This window comes from Nonomuraea bangladeshensis, assembly GCF_039529455.1.
GTDB classification, from domain to species: domain Bacteria; phylum Actinomycetota; class Actinomycetes; order Streptosporangiales; family Streptosporangiaceae; genus Nonomuraea; species Nonomuraea bangladeshensis.
The window spans coordinates 233103-249142 of sequence record NZ_BAAAMV010000013.1 but is presented as its reverse complement, the minus strand read 5'-3'; the positions used below and the strand labels follow the sequence as shown (position 1 = coordinate 249142).

Annotated in this window: 18 protein-coding genes; 6 read left to right on the top strand and 12 right to left on the bottom strand. The window is 71.7% G+C overall.

The features are described from left to right. The 3 genes from ABD292_RS40260 to ABD292_RS40250 all read left to right on the top strand — a co-directional run. A partial coding sequence (locus ABD292_RS40260) for a biotin/lipoyl-containing protein (protein WP_344217047.1) occupies positions 1 to 920 on the top strand: 920 nt, incomplete at its 5' end. A 102-nt stretch (positions 921 to 1022) separates the two neighbouring features. Continuing rightward, positions 1023 to 2384, top strand: a complete 1362-nt coding sequence (locus tag ABD292_RS40255; RefSeq protein WP_344217045.1) for a hypothetical protein — start codon at positions 1023 to 1025, stop codon at positions 2382 to 2384. Between the two features lie 93 nt (positions 2385 to 2477). Next, entirely contained in the window at positions 2478 to 3008 is a 531-nt protein-coding gene (locus ABD292_RS40250; protein ID WP_344217043.1) for a GNAT family N-acetyltransferase, read from the top strand. On the opposite strand, the gene ABD292_RS40245 is transcribed toward ABD292_RS40250, so the two are convergent. From ABD292_RS40245 to ABD292_RS40190, 12 genes are all read right to left on the bottom strand, one after another. Next, positions 2989 to 3618, bottom strand: a complete 630-nt coding sequence (locus ABD292_RS40245) for a TetR/AcrR family transcriptional regulator (protein ID WP_344217041.1) — start codon at positions 3616 to 3618, stop codon at positions 2989 to 2991. The genes ABD292_RS40250 and ABD292_RS40245 overlap by 20 nt on opposite strands. A 27-nt stretch (positions 3619 to 3645) precedes the next feature. Continuing rightward, a complete protein-coding gene (locus ABD292_RS40240) occupies positions 3646 to 3936 on the bottom strand; it encodes a gas vesicle protein K (protein ID WP_344217038.1) in 291 nt (96 codons plus the stop codon). Continuing rightward, positions 3933 to 4151, bottom strand: a complete 219-nt coding sequence (locus ABD292_RS40235) for a gas vesicle protein (protein WP_344217036.1) — start codon at positions 4149 to 4151, stop codon at positions 3933 to 3935. Before ABD292_RS40235 ends, ABD292_RS40240 begins: the two co-directional genes overlap by 4 nt. Further along, positions 4148 to 4906 carry a GvpL/GvpF family gas vesicle protein gene (locus tag ABD292_RS40230; protein WP_344217034.1) on the bottom strand — a complete coding sequence of 253 codons (759 nt, stop codon included), beginning with the start codon at positions 4904 to 4906 and terminating at the stop codon, positions 4148 to 4150. The genes ABD292_RS40235 and ABD292_RS40230 overlap by 4 nt, the downstream gene beginning before the upstream one ends. Further along, positions 4899 to 5237 (bottom strand): gas vesicle protein GvpJ, encoded by a 339-nt coding sequence (gene gvpJ / locus ABD292_RS40225; RefSeq protein WP_344217032.1) that lies wholly within the window; start codon positions 5235 to 5237, stop codon positions 4899 to 4901. The genes ABD292_RS40230 and gvpJ (ABD292_RS40225) overlap by 8 nt, the downstream gene beginning before the upstream one ends. A gap of 13 nt (positions 5238 to 5250) precedes the next feature. Next, positions 5251 to 5550 (bottom strand): gas vesicle protein GvpO, encoded by a 300-nt coding sequence (locus tag ABD292_RS40220; RefSeq protein ID WP_344217030.1) that lies wholly within the window; start codon positions 5548 to 5550, stop codon positions 5251 to 5253. Between the two features lie 3 nt (positions 5551 to 5553). Next, the gene (locus ABD292_RS40215) at positions 5554 to 5778 is read right to left on the bottom strand and encodes a gas vesicle protein GvpG (RefSeq protein WP_344217028.1); all 225 of its coding nucleotides are present in this window, start codon (positions 5776 to 5778) and stop codon (positions 5554 to 5556) included. Between the two features lie 3 nt (positions 5779 to 5781). After that, the gene (locus ABD292_RS40210; protein ID WP_344217026.1) at positions 5782 to 6582 is read right to left on the bottom strand and encodes a GvpL/GvpF family gas vesicle protein; all 801 of its coding nucleotides are present in this window, start codon (positions 6580 to 6582) and stop codon (positions 5782 to 5784) included. A gap of 3 nt (positions 6583 to 6585) precedes the next feature. After that, on the bottom strand, positions 6586 to 6996 hold the full coding sequence (gene gvpJ / locus ABD292_RS49090) for a gas vesicle protein GvpJ (RefSeq protein ID WP_425565241.1): 411 nt from the start codon (positions 6994 to 6996) through the stop codon (positions 6586 to 6588). A 142-nt stretch (positions 6997 to 7138) separates the two neighbouring features. After that, on the bottom strand, positions 7139 to 8143 hold the full coding sequence (locus tag ABD292_RS40200; RefSeq protein WP_344217024.1) for a LacI family DNA-binding transcriptional regulator: 1005 nt from the start codon (positions 8141 to 8143) through the stop codon (positions 7139 to 7141). Continuing rightward, positions 8140 to 10911: a glycoside hydrolase family 3 C-terminal domain-containing protein gene (locus ABD292_RS40195; protein WP_344217022.1), complete on the bottom strand. Its 2772-nt coding sequence runs from the start codon at positions 10909 to 10911 to the stop codon at positions 8140 to 8142. Before ABD292_RS40195 ends, ABD292_RS40200 begins: the two co-directional genes overlap by 4 nt. A gap of 99 nt (positions 10912 to 11010) precedes the next feature. Next, positions 11011 to 12237, bottom strand: coding sequence for an ROK family protein (locus tag ABD292_RS40190; RefSeq protein WP_344217020.1), 1227 nt, complete (start codon positions 12235 to 12237; stop codon positions 11011 to 11013). A gap of 185 nt (positions 12238 to 12422) precedes the next feature. Between ABD292_RS40190 and ABD292_RS40185 the strand changes: the two genes are divergently transcribed. The 3 genes from ABD292_RS40185 to ABD292_RS40175 are packed head-to-tail and all read left to right on the top strand — an operon-like array spanning position 12423 to position 15965. Beyond that, complete coding sequence (locus tag ABD292_RS40185; protein WP_344217018.1) at positions 12423 to 14066, top strand: extracellular solute-binding protein; 1644 nt, start codon at positions 12423 to 12425, stop codon at positions 14064 to 14066. A gap of 10 nt (positions 14067 to 14076) precedes the next feature. Continuing rightward, complete coding sequence (locus tag ABD292_RS40180) at positions 14077 to 15051, top strand: ABC transporter permease (protein WP_344217016.1); 975 nt, start codon at positions 14077 to 14079, stop codon at positions 15049 to 15051. Beyond that, entirely contained in the window at positions 15048 to 15965 is a 918-nt protein-coding gene (locus ABD292_RS40175; protein ID WP_344217013.1) for a carbohydrate ABC transporter permease, read from the top strand. Before ABD292_RS40180 ends, ABD292_RS40175 begins: the two co-directional genes overlap by 4 nt. Positions 15966 to 16040: the final 75 nt, after the last annotated feature.

Below are 16040 nucleotides of genomic sequence, written 5' to 3'. Positions count from 1 at the left end.
TCGGCCAGGACGGCACCGTCTCCTTCCTGGAGGTCAACACCCGCCTCCAGGTCGAGCACCCGGTCACCGAGGAGGTCGCCGGCGTCGACCTGGTCCGCGAGATGTTCCGCATCGCGGGCGGCGAGGCGCTCGGCTACGACGACCCGCCGCTGCGCGGCCACTCCATCGAGTTCCGCGTCAACGCCGAGGACGCCGGGCGGGGGTTCCTGCCCGCGCCGGGGACGCTCACCTCGATGCGCCCGCCGGCCGGTCCCGGCGTGCGCCTGGACGCCGGCTACGAGGCGGGGATGACGGTGCCGGGGGCGTTCGACTCGCTCGTGGCCAAGCTCGTCGTCACCGGGCGCGACCGGCGCGAGGCGCTCGACCGGGCCCGGCGGGCGCTGGCGGAGTTCGAGATCGACGGGATGCCGACCGTGCTGCCCTTCCACCGGGCCGTCGTGACGGATCCGGCGTTCACCGGGGAGCCGTTCTCCGTGCACACCCGGTGGATCGAGACCGAGTGGGACAACACGGTCGAGCCGTACCAGGGGGCCGTGGCCACGGGCGAGGAGGCGGCGCGCGAGCGGGTGACCGTGGAAGTCGGCGGCAAGCGGCTCGAAGTCCTCCTGCCGGCCGGGCTCGGCGCGGCCGCCGCTACGCCCTCGGCGAACAGAGCGCCCCAGAAGCGCGCCCGCGCAGGGGCCCGCAAGCCGGCCGCCGGGGGTGACACCCTGGTCAGCCCGATGCAGGGCACGATCGTCAAGGTGGTGGCCGCCGACGGCGACACCGTGGCCGAGGGCGACACGATCGTGGTGCTGGAGGCCATGAAGATGGAGCAGCCGCTCACCGCGCACAAGTCCGGCACCGTCACCGGCCTGGCGGCGGCCATCGGGCAGACGGTGACCTCCGGCGCGGTGATCTGCGAGATCAAGGACGCCTGACGCCAGGAGGCCCGAGCGGCGCGGACAGATCCGGTAGCGTGAACGGTGAGGAACTTTGCCGACCGCCCGTTCGTCCTCATGGGCGAAGGAGGCTTGCTGCCAATGACCCATTCGCTGCGCCGAGCAGGGGCCGCGATCGCGGCTCTGATCGCCGGTCTATTCGTCGTTCTTGCGCTGTCCCCTGCCGCCAACGCGGCGGCTCCCCCTGATGCCCAGTCGGTTGTGTCGCATTGGAAGAAGGCCCCGCTCTACACGGAGTCCGGCTCCCCGTTGACGTCCGACCAGCAGAGCGAGATCAATGACGCGCTGAAGGGGGCCGACAGCAAGATCTATGCCGTGGCGCTGCCCGACGGCACGATCGACCAGAGCAACGTCGCGTCCTACACCGGCCAGCTCACCTCGGCTCTGAAGAGCGCGGGCCGGCCCAGCGCCACCGTCGTGGTGCTCGACGGCATGACGATGTTCGTGGCGTCCACCGCCATGCCGCAGAACCTCGCGGCCCAGTTGTCCAACCGCGCCACCAGCGCCAACTCCGACGTGGTCGACGGGTTCAAGGACTTCGCCCACCGGGTCGACCTCGCCATGGCCCGCGACAAGTCCGCGCTCAGCCCGGGCAGCCAGGCCAACCCCGGCGCCGGCGGCACCGCCGCGCTGGTCGGCCTCGGCACGCTGGCCCTGGTCGGCGGCGGCGGCTACTTCCTCTACTCCAGGAACAAGAAGAAGAAGCAGGCCATCCAGGACGCCAAGGACCTCGCCGCGGTCAAGCAGACCGTCGACGAGGACGTCACCAAGCTGGGCGAGGAGATCACCGCGCTCGACACCGACGTCAAGCTCGCCGGCGAGGGCGGTCAGCACATCCAGGAGTGGGAGACCGCGCTCGACTCCTACGAGAAGGCCAAGACCCAGCTCGCCACGGTGGAGCGCGCCGACCAGGTGCGCGACGTGACCCAGACCCTCGAGGACGGCCGCTACGCGCTGGCCGTGGTCAAGGCCAAGGTCAACAACCAGCCGGTGCCCGAGCGGCGCGCCCCCTGCTTCTTCAACCCGCAGCACGGACCGTCCGTCCGCGACGTGCGCTGGGCCCCGCCCGGCGGCGCCGTCCGCGACGTGCCCGCCTGCCGGGCCGACGCCGAGGCCGTGGAGCGCGGCTTCGACCCGCAGATGCGTGAGGTCATGGTCGACGGCCAGCGCCGCCCCTACTACGACGCGGGCCCGGCCTACCAGCCCTACGCCTACGGCTACTACGGCGGCTTCGGCGACGTCATGACCGGCATGTTCATCGGCACCATGATGGGCAGCATGCTCGGCGGCTTCGGCCACGGCGGCTACGGCGCCGGTTACGCCGAGGGCTACGCCGACGGCGGCGGTGGCGGTGACTTCGGCGGCTGGGGCGACTTCGGTGGCGGAGGCGACTTCGGCGGCGGTGACTTCGGCGGCGGCGATTTCGGCGGCGGCGACTGGTAACCACTCATCCGAGCACCCGGCGACGCCCCTCGCGGACCATCTGCGAGGGGCGTTTCCCTGTGCGGGGCGGGCGGTATGCGTAGGATCGGGCGAATGAGCTACCTCGCGTACGGCGACCGGGTCGGCCTTCGTCACCTCGTCATGGACGACGCGGCCGAGATCGTGGCGCTGAACAAGGAGAGCCTCGACCTGCACGGCCCGTGGCTGCCCGGCGCGCCGATCATCACCCGCGAGGAGTTCGAGAGCTACCTGGGCCGGTTCGACGGCGGCGCGCACGAGGGCTTCGTGGTCTGCCGGCTCGACACCGGCGGGATCGCCGGCCGGATCAACGTCAACAACATCGTCCGCGGCACCCACCAGTCCGGCACCGTCGGCTACGCGGCCTACGCCCCGTCGGCGGGCCGCGGTTATATGACCGAGGGACTGCGGCTGCTGGTTTCGTACGCCTTCGAGGAGCTGGGGCTGCACCGGCTGGAGGCCAACATCCAGCCGGGCAACACCGCCTCGATCAACCTGGCCAAGCGGGCCGGCTTCCAGCGCGAGGGCTATTCGCCGAACTTCCAGTTCATCGACGGCGCCTGGCGCGACCACGAGCGCTGGGCCGTCACGGCGGAGATGGTGTGAGACCGGCGGGCGCCCGGGTCGCCAGGTCGAAGGCCGTGGCCAGCTCCCGCGCGTAGACCTCCAGGTCCAGCTCGGGCCGGGTCTGGAGCAGGAACGGCAGCCCGTCGATGCTCCGCTGGATCGCCGCGGCCATGACGAAGGTGTCGAAGGGGCGGAACTCGCCGCGTTCCTGCCCGTCCCGCAGGATGGCCTCCAGGTGCCCGAGCGTGTCGCCGTCCTCCTCGGGGCCGTAGAAGGCGCGCTCGCCCCGGGGATGCAGGAAGATCTCCATGACCGCCTTCATCCGCTCCCGGTGCTCCGCGACGAACCCGACCAGCCCGGTGATGTAGGCCCGCAGCCGCCCCCGGGCGTCGGGGGCCGCGCCCACCTGCTCGGTCATGTGCCGGCCCAGCTCCCCCAGCACCTCCGCCAGCACGGCCGCCATCAGCTCGTCCTTGCCCGCGAAGTGGTACGAGATCAGCCGCGTGCTGCTCAGCCCCGCCCGCGCGGCGATCCTGGCGAAGCTCGCCTGGTTGTAGCCGAGCTCGGCGATCGTGTCGATGGTGGCGGCCACGATCTGCGCGCGCCGGGCCGCCCCCGTGAAGGTGTGTCCGCCGGACGTTACTCGCATGAGTAATTCGTACCACTCGCGCGGAGGTCACTCGGCCGGCAGGAGGGTGCCGAGCGGACCGAGGTCGAGGTTGAGGTCGGCCGGGGTCAGCTCGAAGCGTTCGCACAGCTCCCCCATGGCCTCCTCCAGGCGCATCAGCGTGATCCCCAGGGCCTCCACCTGCTCGTCGGTCAGGTTGCCCGCGTCCATCCTGCGGACGCACTGGCGCTCGACGAGCTGGCGTACCAGCTCGACGATGGTGAGGACGAGGCGGGACAGGTCGCGCTGGACCGTGTCCGGGTCGGCGGCGATGCGCCAGCGGGCGCCTTCCTCGCTCATCCGTCCTCCAGGGTGTCGGCGGAGGCGAAGACCGTCCGCAGCGAGATGCACACCAGGTCGATGTCCGCGATGGACAGGACGATGTCGCCGCTCAGGACGACCCCGCCGGCGAGCAGCCGGTCCAGCAGGTCCACGAGCGAGACCCGCTCGGCCGGCAACCGGTCGCTCAGGATGATCTCGTCGGCGGACGCCCCCTTCAGCAGCGCCTCCGTCACCGGGTCTCCATCACCGTGAACGAGTACGGCGCCCACGGCCCCGTCACCGTCACCTCGACCCCTCCGCCGCCCAGCTGCCCGGCCATGGTCGCGAACTCCGCGACCCGGCCCTCGTCCACCAGGTAGGCCCCGTTGAGCAGCATCCAGTCCGTACGCCCCGACAGGCGCGGATCCTGCGGGCGGTGCCGCCGGCTGGCGACGGCGACCGTGGCGAGGGCGGCGTGGATGTGCTCGGCCCGCGCCAGCGCCTGCCGCCTGTTCTGCTCGCGTCCGCGCAGGTTCGCCCGCCGCCGCTGGAGGTAGGCGGTGCCCGGTTTGCCGGGCTTCTCGCAGGAGGGCCGCTCGTCCGGCCGCTCCTCCGACGTGGGGTCGGCGAACGCCTTGACGCCCCACTCCCTGCGCCCGGTGACCTGCTCCAGCACCTCGGCGAAGTCGTCGGCCCGGCGCTCCAGCAGGTCGCTCACCTGCTCGTCGCCGTCGTAGACGGTGACCAGGCGCACGGGCGCGGTCGGGGTGGCGGCGGCCACGGCGTCCACCACGCGGTGGTGGGCGCGGGCGGTGCCGGCCAGCCAGTCCATGTCCTCCAGGGAACGGCGCAGCGGCTCCTCGGCGAAGCGTTCCATGGGCACGCTGCTCACGTACGCGACCAGCCCGCCGCGCACGATCGTGCGCACGTCGGCGTCCGCGACGCCAGGCGGGCAGGCGGGCACCTCGTCGCGGGCGACCGCGTACAGGTAGGTCCCCGTGTCACTCATCGACGGCCCTCCGGTCCTCGATGGCGGCGAGGCGGCGGCGCAGCCGGCGGTTCTCGTCGACCAGCTCCCTGTCCCTGCCGGACAGGAACGGATCGTGCTTCCACCAGTCGATGCCGAGCTCCCGCGCGGTGTCCACGGACGCGATGACCAGCCGCAGCTTGATCGTCAGCAGCTCGATGTCGAGCAGGTTGACCCGGATGTCGCCGGCGATGACGATGCCCCGGTCGAGCACCCGCTCCAGGATGTCGCCCAGGTTGGCCGCCTCGTGGCCGGTCGAGCTCGGCCCGTACGAGGGGCGTCCGACCGGCCCGCGGCTCGCTACCGTGTCCACGTCACGCCCGCGCTCATGCGTTCTCCCCGTTGTCGCTGCTGCCTCGCCGGTAGCGGCGCAGCCTCTTGTATGCCAGCAAGTTCCCCTCCTCGTCGATCTCGACCTGGTAGAGCGCGAGGATGTCGCCGGTGGAGGGGATCCGGCGGTCCTCGACGACCTCCACGCTGACGATCCAGCCGTCCTCGGCCGGGGTGACCGCGGTCACCCCCTCGGTCTCCTTGGTCGTGAGGTCGGCGATGAGACGCAGCGCCGCCTCGCCGGCCGTGCCGGCGCTCAGCGCGCCCGCGGCCCGCCGCTCATCCGTTTCGGGCATCGGTCACCTCCCTGTAGCTCTGCGGAGCACGAGGGTGACGGCCTCGTCGTGCTCCTCCTCCGAGATCCGTCCGGCCTCCAGGGCCGCGTCGATCTCCTCCAACTGCCGCCGGATCGCGACGGGGCTCTTCGTCTGCTGCTCCGCCTGGTCCTGGATGATCTCGCCCAGCTTGACCACGAACCGCACCGGCGCGATCGGCAGGAGAAGCAGCTCGACGAACAGGTTCACGCCTCACTCCTCGGCCGCCTGCGCGACGACGAAGTCGTACGGCGCGAGCGGCCCGAGCAGCCGGATGTTCACCCGGCCGGCCCAGCTCTCGGCGAAGTCGCCGAGCTGCCGCTCCAGGGTCTCCTGCTCGTCGGCGCGCATGAGCAGGGCGAGGTTGACCGCGTCCTGCTCGTGCGACGGCTCCCTGATGACCGCCTGGGCGTAGCAGCCGTCCAGGGCGTCGAGCATCGTGCGCGTGTCCAGGTCGCGTTTGGCCTCGACGCTCGCCGCGATGATCTCGCCGAGCCTGATGCGCTCGTTCCTGGTGGCGTCCTCGGAGGTGCCGCGGATGGCCTCGCGCAGGCTCGCGGCCTCCGGGTTCTCGGCGAGGATCTCGCCCATGAGGGCCTCCTCGACGTAGCGGCCCTTGACGATGTACTCGGCGCAGCCCTCCAGCTCGTCGAGCGCGGCGAGGAAGTCGTCGTGGTGCGGCGCGAGCAGCTCCTCCGTGACGGCCTCCTCGTTCGTCAGCACCGAGCCGAAGCGGAACGGCAGCACCGCGGCCGTGCGGGAGACGGCGTCGAGCAGCCGCTCGTGGGCGAGGAAGTCGCCGGGCCTGCCGAGCGGCCGGTCGACGTCGACCTCGCTGACGAGGGCGCCGATGTCGCCGTGGCGGACGAGGCGCACCTCGCCGGCCGGGTCGCCGAGGCCCTGCTCGTCCGGCGGCACCTTCGTGCCCGCGGGCACGATGCCGTAGACGTAGACGCCGAGGGTGACCTCGGCGTCCTGCTCGGGCGCGCCCCGCGCCTTGGCCGGTCGTCCCATCTCCTACCTGTCCTCTCGCTCGACGCGGGTCTCCTGCTGCTTGGCCGCCTGGACGGCGGGGTCGGCGGGCTCCTCGCGGGCCGACTCCAGCACGCCCTGGATCACTTGCTTGTTGTCGTCAGCGGCGGGCGCTCCGCCTTTGACCTGGGCGACGACCTCCGGCAGCCCCTTCTCGGTCTGCGTCAGGTCGAGCCGGTTGACGGCCTCGGCGAAGCGGAGATAGGTGTCGACGCTGGCGATGACGACCCGGGCGTCGATGGTAAGGATCTCGATGCCCACGAGGGAGACCCGGACGTACGCGTCGATCACGAGCCCTTTGTCGAGGATCGTGTCGATGACGTCGGCCAGGCCAGATGAGGACGACTTGCCGCCCATCTGCCCGCCGCCGCCGGCCGGCTGCACTGACGTGGTCATGGCTTCCCCTCCCGCCGCGGCCGGCCCTCCCCTCGGGAGGGCGGCGGCGGCCCGCCACAGCCGACTTCCCCCGCGGCAGACGACGGCCAACGCCATATGGCGAGATATCGGGCAGCCTTGACCTGCGGCTGAACGCCCCGCGTCAGGTGCTGCTGCGTACGGCCAGCAGCGGCGGCAGCAGCGTCGAGTCGGGCACCACGCGGCCCTCCAACTTGTCCATGACCAGCCGCACCGCCTCCCGGCCCACCTCCTCGGCCGGGATCAGCACCGAGGTCAGCGGCGGGCTCGCCCGCTCGGCCACGTCCTCCGGGCAGATGGCCACGACGGCCATGTCCTGCGGCACCCGGCGGCCGAGCTGGCGCAGCGCGGCCAGCACGTGGCTGACCGCGGCCTCGTTGTGCACGACCACGCCGGACAGGCCGGGGTGGTCGAGCAGCAGGTCGCGTACGGTCTCGTAGACCTCGTCGAAGGTCTCCTCGCAGGGCAGCGCCACGCCCTTCAGCCCGAGGTCGGCCACGGCGGCCGCGAAGCCGTCGCGGGTGCGGGTGGCGAAGCCGGTGCCCCGGTCGTAGACCACCGAGGGCGCGCCGAGCAGCGCGATCTCCTGGTGGCCGCGCTCGGCCAGGTGCTCGGCGCAGCGCGCCCCGGCCGCGTGGAAGTCGAGATCCACGCAGGTCAGCCCGGCCGGGCGGGCGGGGAAGCCGATGAGCACGCTCGGCTCGGCCAGCTCGCGCAGCAGCGGGACGCGGCGGTCGTCCAGCTCGACGTCCATGAGGACCAGCGCGTCAACCAGCGCGCTCGCCGCCACCCTGCGGATGCCGGCCGCGCCCTCGTCGGCGGTCAGCAGCAGCACGTCGTGGTCGAAGCGGCGGGCGGCGGTGACGACCGCGCTGGCGAAGCGCATCAGCACCGGCACGTGCATGCCGGCCCGCAGCGGCAGCACCAGGGCGATCACGTTGGACCGTTTGCTGGCCAGCGCGCGGGCGCCGGCGTTGGGGTGGTAGCCGAGCGCGCTGATGCTGTCGAGGACGCGCCGCCGGGTGTCGGCCGAGATCGTGCGCTTGCCGCTGAGCACGTACGACACCGTGCTCACCGCCACGCCCGCGTGCTTGGCGACCTCGGAGATGGTGACGGTGCGCCGGCTCAAGCCCCGGCTCCGAAGTCGAGCCGGACCAGCCGCACGCCGTCGTTCTCGAACACGACATAAAGATCGTGCACTCCGTCGGCGGGCGCAAGGGAGGAGGTGATGGCCTGGTGGTCGTACCGGTCTGTCCTCGGGACGGGGAAGGTCGCCAGCTCCTGACCGTGGAGCGGGTCGCCGCGACGCAGGGTGATCATGCCGCCCTCCGCGCCGCCGGCCGTGGCCACGCAGCTCCGCACGCCGGTGAGGTCCACCTGGCGGAACAGGATCCAGGCGCCCTCGGCGTCGGCGCGTACGGCGTCGCCGGCCTGCCGGGTCTCGGCCGTGAAGGTGATGGCGTCGTACTCGTCGTGGGCGGCGGCGCGCAGCGGGCCCCGCTGGGGCGGGACGACCTCGCCGTCCACCTCGAAGCGGGCGCTCAGCCGCAGGTCGGTGGCGCTGCGGCCGACCATGAGCTGGTGCGGGGCGCGCTCCACGACGAACCGGTCGCGGGTCACGTCCCAGAAGGACAGCTCGGCGACCGGCAGGGCGAGCGTGACGACGCGGCTCTCGCCGGGCTCCAGGCGTACCTTCTCGAAGCCGCGCAGCCGGCGCAGCGGCTGCTTGACGCGGGAGCGCTGCTGGTGGGTGTAGAACTGCACGACCTCGACGCCGGGCCGGTCGCCGGTGTTGGTCACCGTGGCCCGCGCCGTGACCGTGCCGTCCTCGACCGACACCCGCAGGTCCGTGTAGTCGAAGGTGGTGTAGCTGAGGCCGTGGCCGAAGGGGTGCAGCGGGGTGCCGCGGAAGTACAGGTAGGTGGCGTCGGAGGCGATGATGTCGTAGTCGAGCAGGTCGGGCAGCTCCTGCTCGGAGCGGTACCAGGTCTGGGTGAGGCGGCCCTCGGGGTCGGCGTCGCCGAACAGCACCTCGGCCAGGGCGTGGCCGTACTCCTGACCGCCGTGCGCCGACCACAGCACGGCCGGCACCTCGTCGTCGGTCCAGGTGAGCGGGTAGCCGCTGGTGATGACCATGACGGTGCGCGGGTTGGCCTTGCGCACGGCGGTGAGCACGGCGTTCTGGGCGGGGGCGAGGGCGAGGGTCAGGCGGTCCTCGGTCTCGCGGCCGTTCACCAGCGGATGGTCGCCGACCACGACGACCGCCACGTCGGCCACGGCGGCGAGCGCCGCGGCCTGCTCGACGCCGCTGCGCACCACGTCCATGGCCAGCCAGACGGCCTGGTCGGCGTCGTCCACCAGGCGCAGCACGCCGTCGTGCGCGGCGCCGACGTAGCAGCCGGACGAGATGTGGCGCAGGGCGAGCGTGCCGCGCGGGCGCTCCTCCATGCGGAACGTCTCGCGCACCTCCCACCCGTTCGGGCCCGGCTGGTCGTTGACCAGGGTGCCGTCGTTCACCGAGACGTAGCGGCCGGTCGTGACCGAGCGCAGCGCGTACGCCCCGCCGCCCCAGTCGAACAGGTCGAACGCGCCCGCCTCGGCCGCCCCGGCGCTGAGCGGCCCTCCGGCGGGGTCGGCGCTGACCGGGCCGGCCTCGGCCGTGAACGTCACCCGGTCCACGGCCTCGCAGAAGACCGTCTCGCCGCGCTCGGCCAGCCCGGCGCGGGCGGTGACGGAGTAGGGCAGGGTGCCGCTGTACCAGTCCTCCATGAGCGTGTCGCCGAGCTGCCCGATGACCGCGATCCGGGGGCGGCCGGAGAGCGGCAGCAGGCCGTCGTTGCGCAGCAGCACGATCGAGCGGCGGGCCGCCTCCCTGGCCAGCGCCTGGTGCTCGGGGCAGTTGACCACGCCGTCGGTGATCTCGTCGTACGGCCTCGCCGGGTCGAACTCGCCGAGCCTGAACCTGATCGACAGCACGTGCCGCACCGCCGTGTCCACGTCGGACTCGGCCAGCAGCCCCTGGTCGAGGGCGGCGCGCAGGTGGGCGAGGGTGGTCTCGGGGCGGTCGTCGTCCTGGGTGAAGCTGTCCAGCCCGGCCTTGACGGCGTGCGCGTACGCCTCGGCGGGCGTGTCGTGGTAGCCCTGGATGCCGGTGAGGTTGCCGGGGGCGTACGCGTCGCTGACGACCAGCAGCTCGTCCGGCGCCCAGGCGCGCAGGACCTCGTTGATGAGGGGGCTGAGGTGCGCGGGCCGGCCGTTGACCAGGTTGTAGGAGGGCATGACGGCCACGGCCGCGCCCTGCTCGACGGCCGGGCGGAAGGCGGGCAGCTCGTACTCGTGCAGCACGCGCGGCGGCAGGCCGCTGGAGGTGGTGCAGCGGTCGGTCTCGTTGTTGTAGGCGAGGAAGTGCTTGAGGGTGGGGGCGGTCCTCAGCCTTTCGGGAGCGCTCCCACGAAGACCGTGCGCGTACGCCGCCCCCATGACGCCGGTCAGCCAGGGGTCCTCCGAGTAGCCTTCCTCGTTCCTGCCCCAGCGCGGGTCGCGCAGCGGGTTGACCACGGGGGCCCACACGTTGAGCCCGGCTCCGGCCGGGTCCTTGTGGTGGAAGGCCACGACCTCCTCGCCGGTGGCCTCGCCGACCCGGCGGACGAGGTCAAGGTCCCAGGTCGAGGCCAGGCCGACGGCCTGCGGGAACACCGTGGCCGGGCCCAGCCACGCCAGCCCGTGCAACGCCTCGGTGCCGGTGCGGAACGGGCCGAGACCCAGCCGCTCGACCGGCGCCTGGTACTGGTGGAGCAGGCCGACCTTCTCCGCGAGGGTGAGCCTGCGCACCAGGTCGTCGATCCGGTCGGTCAGGGGGGCCGACGGGTCTCGGAAGGGGGGTTCGTGCATGGTCATCCCTCGAAAGAGTGTCGAAGCGCTTCGACGACCGGCCTGGGGAAGTTACGCGGACATTTCGGTGGGTTGACTGAAGGGTGCACTTCCGCGTGACCAAGGTCAAGGGATTCGCGACAATCCTCCGGGCAATCTTCCCGAGTCGACGGAGTCGAGCACCCGTGCCGCGCCCCCCAGCGCGGCGGCGTCCTGGCCGAGCGTCGAGGCCACGACCCGGCAGCCGCCCGCGTCGGGGGCGAGCACCCGGTGGCCCAGCTCGGCGTGCACGGCGGGCAGCAGCCAGGGCGCGAGCGGGACGTAGTAGCCGCCGAGCACGACCACCTCGGGGTCGAGCAGGTTGGCCAGGATGGACACGCCCCGGCCGAGGCTCCGCCCGGCCGCCGACAGCGTGGCGAGCGTGCCGGCGTCGCCCGCGCGGGCCAGCCGGACGACCTCCTCGATCTCGATCTGGATCTCGGCGGGGTGGATCTCGGCGGGCGCGGGCGCCCCGCGCAGCACGGACCCGATGCCGGCCATCACCTCCAGGCAGCCGCGCCGCCCGCAGTGGCACGGCGGGCCGTCGGGGTCGAGCTGGACGTGGCCGATCTCGCCGCTGTAGCCGAGGCCGCCCCTGCGCAGCCGTCCGTCGAGGATGATGCCCGCGCCGACGCCGATCTCGCCGGTCAGGTAGACGAGGTCGGCCGCGCCGGCGTGCGCGCCGAAGCGCTGCTCGGCCAGGGCGGCGAGGTTGGCGTCGTTGTCCACCTGGATCGGGAAGCCGGGGTCGCGCAGCGCCTTGGCGAGGTCGCCGCCGAGGTCGGCGTCACGCCAGCCGAGGTTGGGCGCCAGGCGTACGGTGCCCTGCACGTCGACCAGCCCCGGCACCGCCACGGCGAGGCCGAGCACCTGGCGCTCCTCCCTGGCCATGCGGTTGATCACCCGCCGGACGATCGCGCCGACGCTCGCCACCCCCTGGCTGACCGAGTCGCCGGCCGAGAACGAGCGCCGCCAGGTGAGCAGCCGCTCCCCCGCGAGGTCGGTGGCCACGGCCGAGACGTGATCGACGTTGATCTCCACCCCGATGGCGGCGTAGGGGGAGCCGTCGAGGACGAGCATGGTGGCGGGGCGGCCGACGCGGTTCTCGGTGAGGCCGGTCTCGCGGACCAGGCGGCGGTCGATGAGGTCGGCCACCAGGCTGGACACGGTCGCCTTGTTGAGCCCGGTGGTGGCCGCGATGTCGGCCCGCGAACAGGGCGCGTGCTCGCGGACGAACCGCAGCACGACCGCGAGGTTGGTGGCCCGTACGTCGGCGAAGTCGGCCGGCTGCGGGCCGGTCGTAGAAGTGATCAATATCAGCCCCGTTCCCGCCATGAGATGACCCAAGCATGCCGCATCGTGGGCCTCCTTCACCAACCTGTGACCGCTCCGGTCCCTTGTGGCCGCGCCATCAGTCTACTAATTTGTTTGGTCGGAATACCAACTAACTTTCAGGCTGATTTTCCTCGGGCCCCTCCCGCCCGTCGAAGGGACGAGCCATGCCATCAACCCCCACGACCCGCCGCGGCTTCCTCGGCCTCGTCGGCGCGAGCATCCTGGTCGCCGGCTGCGCCGAGAAGCAGTCGGCGTCCAAGGGCACCGCCGTCGCGGCCGACAAGCTGAAGAGCCTGGTGCCGACGCGGGTCCCCTTCGAGATCCCTGGGCTCAAGCCCGACCTGCCCGGCAGCGAGTTCGTCGCGCCCGGCTTCCTGACCCGCCCCGCCACCATGGCGCAGGCCGTCACCACCAAGCCGCTCACCAGCGGCAAGGAGGTGACCGCCATGACGCCGCTCTGGGGCACCGTGCCGCCCGGCCTCGGCGACAACTCCTACTACGACATCGTCAACGAGCGGCTCGGCGGCCCCGTCCGCTTCAACATCTCCGACGGCAACACCTACGGACAGAAGCTCAGCACGCTGCTGGCCAGCGGCGACGTGCCCGAGATGGTGTGCGTGCCGCAGTGGGAGCTCGTCAAGATCGCGCACTTCACCGAGGCCGCCAACAAGCTCTTCGCCGACCTGTCGCCCTACCTCGCCGGGGACAAGGCCAAGGAGTTCCCGCTCCTCGCCAACTACGACACCGCCGCCTGGCAGTACAGCGTCTTCGGCGGCGTGCTCCAGGGCATCCCGTGGCAGAACGACCCGTTCCCGTTCGCCACCTTCGTCCGCCAGGACATCCTCAAGGAGCTGGGCCTGGAGCACCCGAAGAGCGGCGACGACCTGCTCGCCCTCGGCAAGGCCATCACCGACCCGAAGAAGAAGCGCTGGGCCTTCGGCGGCGGCATGGAGCAGGAGATGCAGCGGGCCTTCGGCGCGCCCCGCGAGTGGCGCAAGAAGGCCGACGGCACCCTGGAGTACAAGTACGAGACCCCCGAATGGGCCGCCGCCATCGAGTTCATGACCAAGCTCTTCGCGGCCGGTCACGTGCACCCCGACATCGTGGCCAACAAGGACGCCGACAACAAGGGCATCTTCGGCAGCGGCCAGATGGTGATCTACCGCGACGGCCTCGGCTCCTGGCACGAGAACCTGGGCCGCTTCCAGGCCGACAACCCCAAGTTCGACCAGCAGATCGTCGCCCCCTACCCGGCCCAGGCCGGCGGCCGGACCATCGTGTGGCGCAACGAGCCCGCGAGCATGTTCGCCTTCATCAAGAAGGGTCTCGGCGACGCCCGCACCCGCGAGCTCATCGCGCTCGCCAACTGGACCTCCGCGCCGTTCGGCACCCAGGAGTACGAGCTGGTCTTCAACGGCGTCGAGGGCAAGCACTACACGGTCGAGAACGGCAAGATCAAGCAGACCGCGCTCGGCCGCAAGGAGGTCGCGCCCACGTACATGTTCCTGTCCGGCCGGCCGAGCGCCAACGAGAAGAGCCAGTACGAGGGCCTGGTCCAGGCGCTCTACGACTGGGAGACGCAGGCCGCCACGCTGCTGGAGAACGACCCCTTCGTGGGCATCCGGGTCGAGACGCCGTCCAAGATGGCGGGCCTCGTCACCCCCACCGAGGACAAGATGCAGGAGATCTTCCGCGGCAAGCGCCCGATCTCGGAGTGGCCGAAGATCGTCAAGGAGTGGCAGGACCAGGGCGGCAACGAGGCGCGCGAGTTCTACATGAAGGTCGCGCGCGAGAACGGGCGGCTGTGAGGGGCCCGGCGTGGGCGTGATGACCGAACGGCCGATCAGGCTGGACAGCCCCCCGGCGCGGGACGAGCACAAGCTCACCTGGCGGGCCAAGCTGCGGCGCGACCGGTCGCTGCTGCTCATGAACCTGCCGATGCTGCTGCTGGTGCTCGCCTTCTGGTGGGTGCCGGCGCTCGGCAACATCATCGCCTTCCAGGACTACAACCCGTACACGGGGGGCATCCTGGAGAGCCCCGTCATCGGCTTCACCAACTTCGCGCTGCTCTTCCAGGACCCCCAGTTCCTGCGCGCGATGCTCAACACGCTGTCGATCACCGCCTTCCAGCTCGTCTTCTACTTCCCCGTGCCGATCATGCTGGCGCTGCTGCTGCACAGCATCGTCTCGGCCCGGCTGCGCGCGTTCGTGCAGGGCGTGGTCTACATGCCGTACTTCTTCTCCTGGGTGCTGGTCGTGGCCATCTTCCAGCAGATGTTCGGCGGGGCCGGGCTGCTCGCCCAGCTCCTGCGCGAACGCGGCCACGAGGGCGTGGACTGGATGACGAACTCCGACACGTTCATCCTGCTCATCACCACCCAGACCATCTGGAAGGACGCCGGCTGGGGAGCGATCATCTTCCTGGCCGCGCTCAGCACCATCGACCCCAACCTGTACGAGGCCGCCGCCGTGGACGGGGCCCGCCGCTGGCGGCGCCTGTGGCACATCACGCTGCCAGGGCTGCGCCCCGTGATCGTGCTGCTGCTCATCCTGCGGCTCGGGGACGCGCTCAACGTCGGCTTCGAGCAGTTCATGCTGCAGCGCAGCGCGGTCGGCAGCGGGGCGTCGGAGGTGTTCGACACGTTCGTGTACTGGTCGGGGCTGCGTACCGGGGACCTGGGGTACGGGGCGGCGGCCGGCCTGTTCAAGGGGCTGGTCGGGCTGCTGCTGATCCTGGCGGCGAACCGGGTGGCGCACGCGCTCGGCGAACGAGGGGTGTACTCGCGATCATGACCACTCTGACGTCCCGGCCGCGGCGACCCGCCCGGCTGGCTCCCTGGGAGGAGCGGCCCTCCCCCGCCGGGCAGCTCGGCAAGGGCGCGATCATCACGCTGATCGTGCTCGCCGTGCTCGGGCCGCTCTACACGATCGTCCTGACCAGCCTCAGCCCGGCCGCCACCGTCAACCGGGCGGGTGGGCTGGTGCTGGTGCCGGACGGCATCACCGTCGAGGCGTACCGGCAGATCTTCTCCGACACCGTGGTCAGCAGGGCCGTGCTGGTGAGCACGGGGGTGACCCTGGTGGGGACGCTGATCAGCACCGGGGTGAGCGTGCTGGGGGCGTACTCGCTGTCGCGCCCCGGCTCCTTCCTGCACCGGCCGCTGCTGTTCAGCATCCTGCTGATGTTCGTCTTCTTCCCCGGGATCATCCCCGTCTACCTGATGGTGAGCGGGCTCGGGCTGAAGGACAGCTACTGGTCGCTGATCCTGCCGACGGCCGTGTCGGCGTTCAACGTGGTGGTGCTGCGCTCGTTCTTCATGAACATCCCCGGCGAGGTGCTGGACAGCGCCCGCATCGACGGGGCCGGCGAGTGGCGCATCCTGTGGCGGATCGTGCTGCCGATGTCGAAGGCGGTGACGGCCGTCGTCGCCATGTTCTACGCCGTCGGCTACTGGAACGCCTGGTTCAACGCGATGCTCTACATCGACGACACCCGCAGGTGGCCGCTCGCGCTGATCCTGCGCCAGTACGTCGTCGACTCCAACCCGCTGCCGGCGGCGACGGCCGGGGTCACCGGGGACGCCCCGCCGACCCTGGCCATCAAGATGGCGATCGTGGTGATCGCGGTGCTGCCCGCCCTGATCATCTACCCGTTCGTCCAGCGGCACTTCACCAAGGGCGTCATCGTCGGGGCCGTGAAGGGATGACGCCCGTGGTGGTGCCTGGCGGCCGTCCCCGCCCGTCGAGCCTCCGCCCGCGCCGGGCGGAATCGGCGGCGCGGT

What these genes read in the sequence shown, in the direction of transcription:
- ABD292_RS40255 (WP_344217045.1), top strand. Translation starts at nt 1,023, where the DNA reads ATGACCCATTCGCTGCGCCGAGCAGGGGCCGCGATCGCGGCTCTGATC.
- ABD292_RS40250 (WP_344217043.1), top strand. Translation starts at nt 2,478, where the DNA reads ATGAGCTACCTCGCGTACGGCGACCGGGTCGGCCTTCGTCACCTCGTC.
- ABD292_RS40245 (WP_344217041.1), bottom strand. Translation starts at nt 3,618, where the DNA reads ATGCGAGTAACGTCCGGCGGACACACCTTCACGGGGGCGGCCCGGCGC.
- ABD292_RS40240 (WP_344217038.1), bottom strand. Translation starts at nt 3,936, where the DNA reads ATGAGCGAGGAAGGCGCCCGCTGGCGCATCGCCGCCGACCCGGACACG.
- ABD292_RS40230 (WP_344217034.1), bottom strand. Translation starts at nt 4,906, where the DNA reads ATGAGTGACACGGGGACCTACCTGTACGCGGTCGCCCGCGACGAGGTG.
- ABD292_RS40220 (WP_344217030.1), bottom strand. Translation starts at nt 5,550, where the DNA reads ATGCCCGAAACGGATGAGCGGCGGGCCGCGGGCGCGCTGAGCGCCGGC.
- ABD292_RS40210 (WP_344217026.1), bottom strand. Translation starts at nt 6,582, where the DNA reads ATGGGACGACCGGCCAAGGCGCGGGGCGCGCCCGAGCAGGACGCCGAG.
- gvpJ (WP_425565241.1), bottom strand. Translation starts at nt 6,996, where the DNA reads ATGACCACGTCAGTGCAGCCGGCCGGCGGCGGCGGGCAGATGGGCGGC.
- ABD292_RS40195 (WP_344217022.1), bottom strand. Translation starts at nt 10,911, where the DNA reads ATGACCATGCACGAACCCCCCTTCCGAGACCCGTCGGCCCCCCTGACC.
- ABD292_RS40185 (WP_344217018.1), top strand. Translation starts at nt 12,423, where the DNA reads ATGCCATCAACCCCCACGACCCGCCGCGGCTTCCTCGGCCTCGTCGGC.
- ABD292_RS40175 (WP_344217013.1), top strand. Translation starts at nt 15,048, where the DNA reads ATGACCACTCTGACGTCCCGGCCGCGGCGACCCGCCCGGCTGGCTCCC.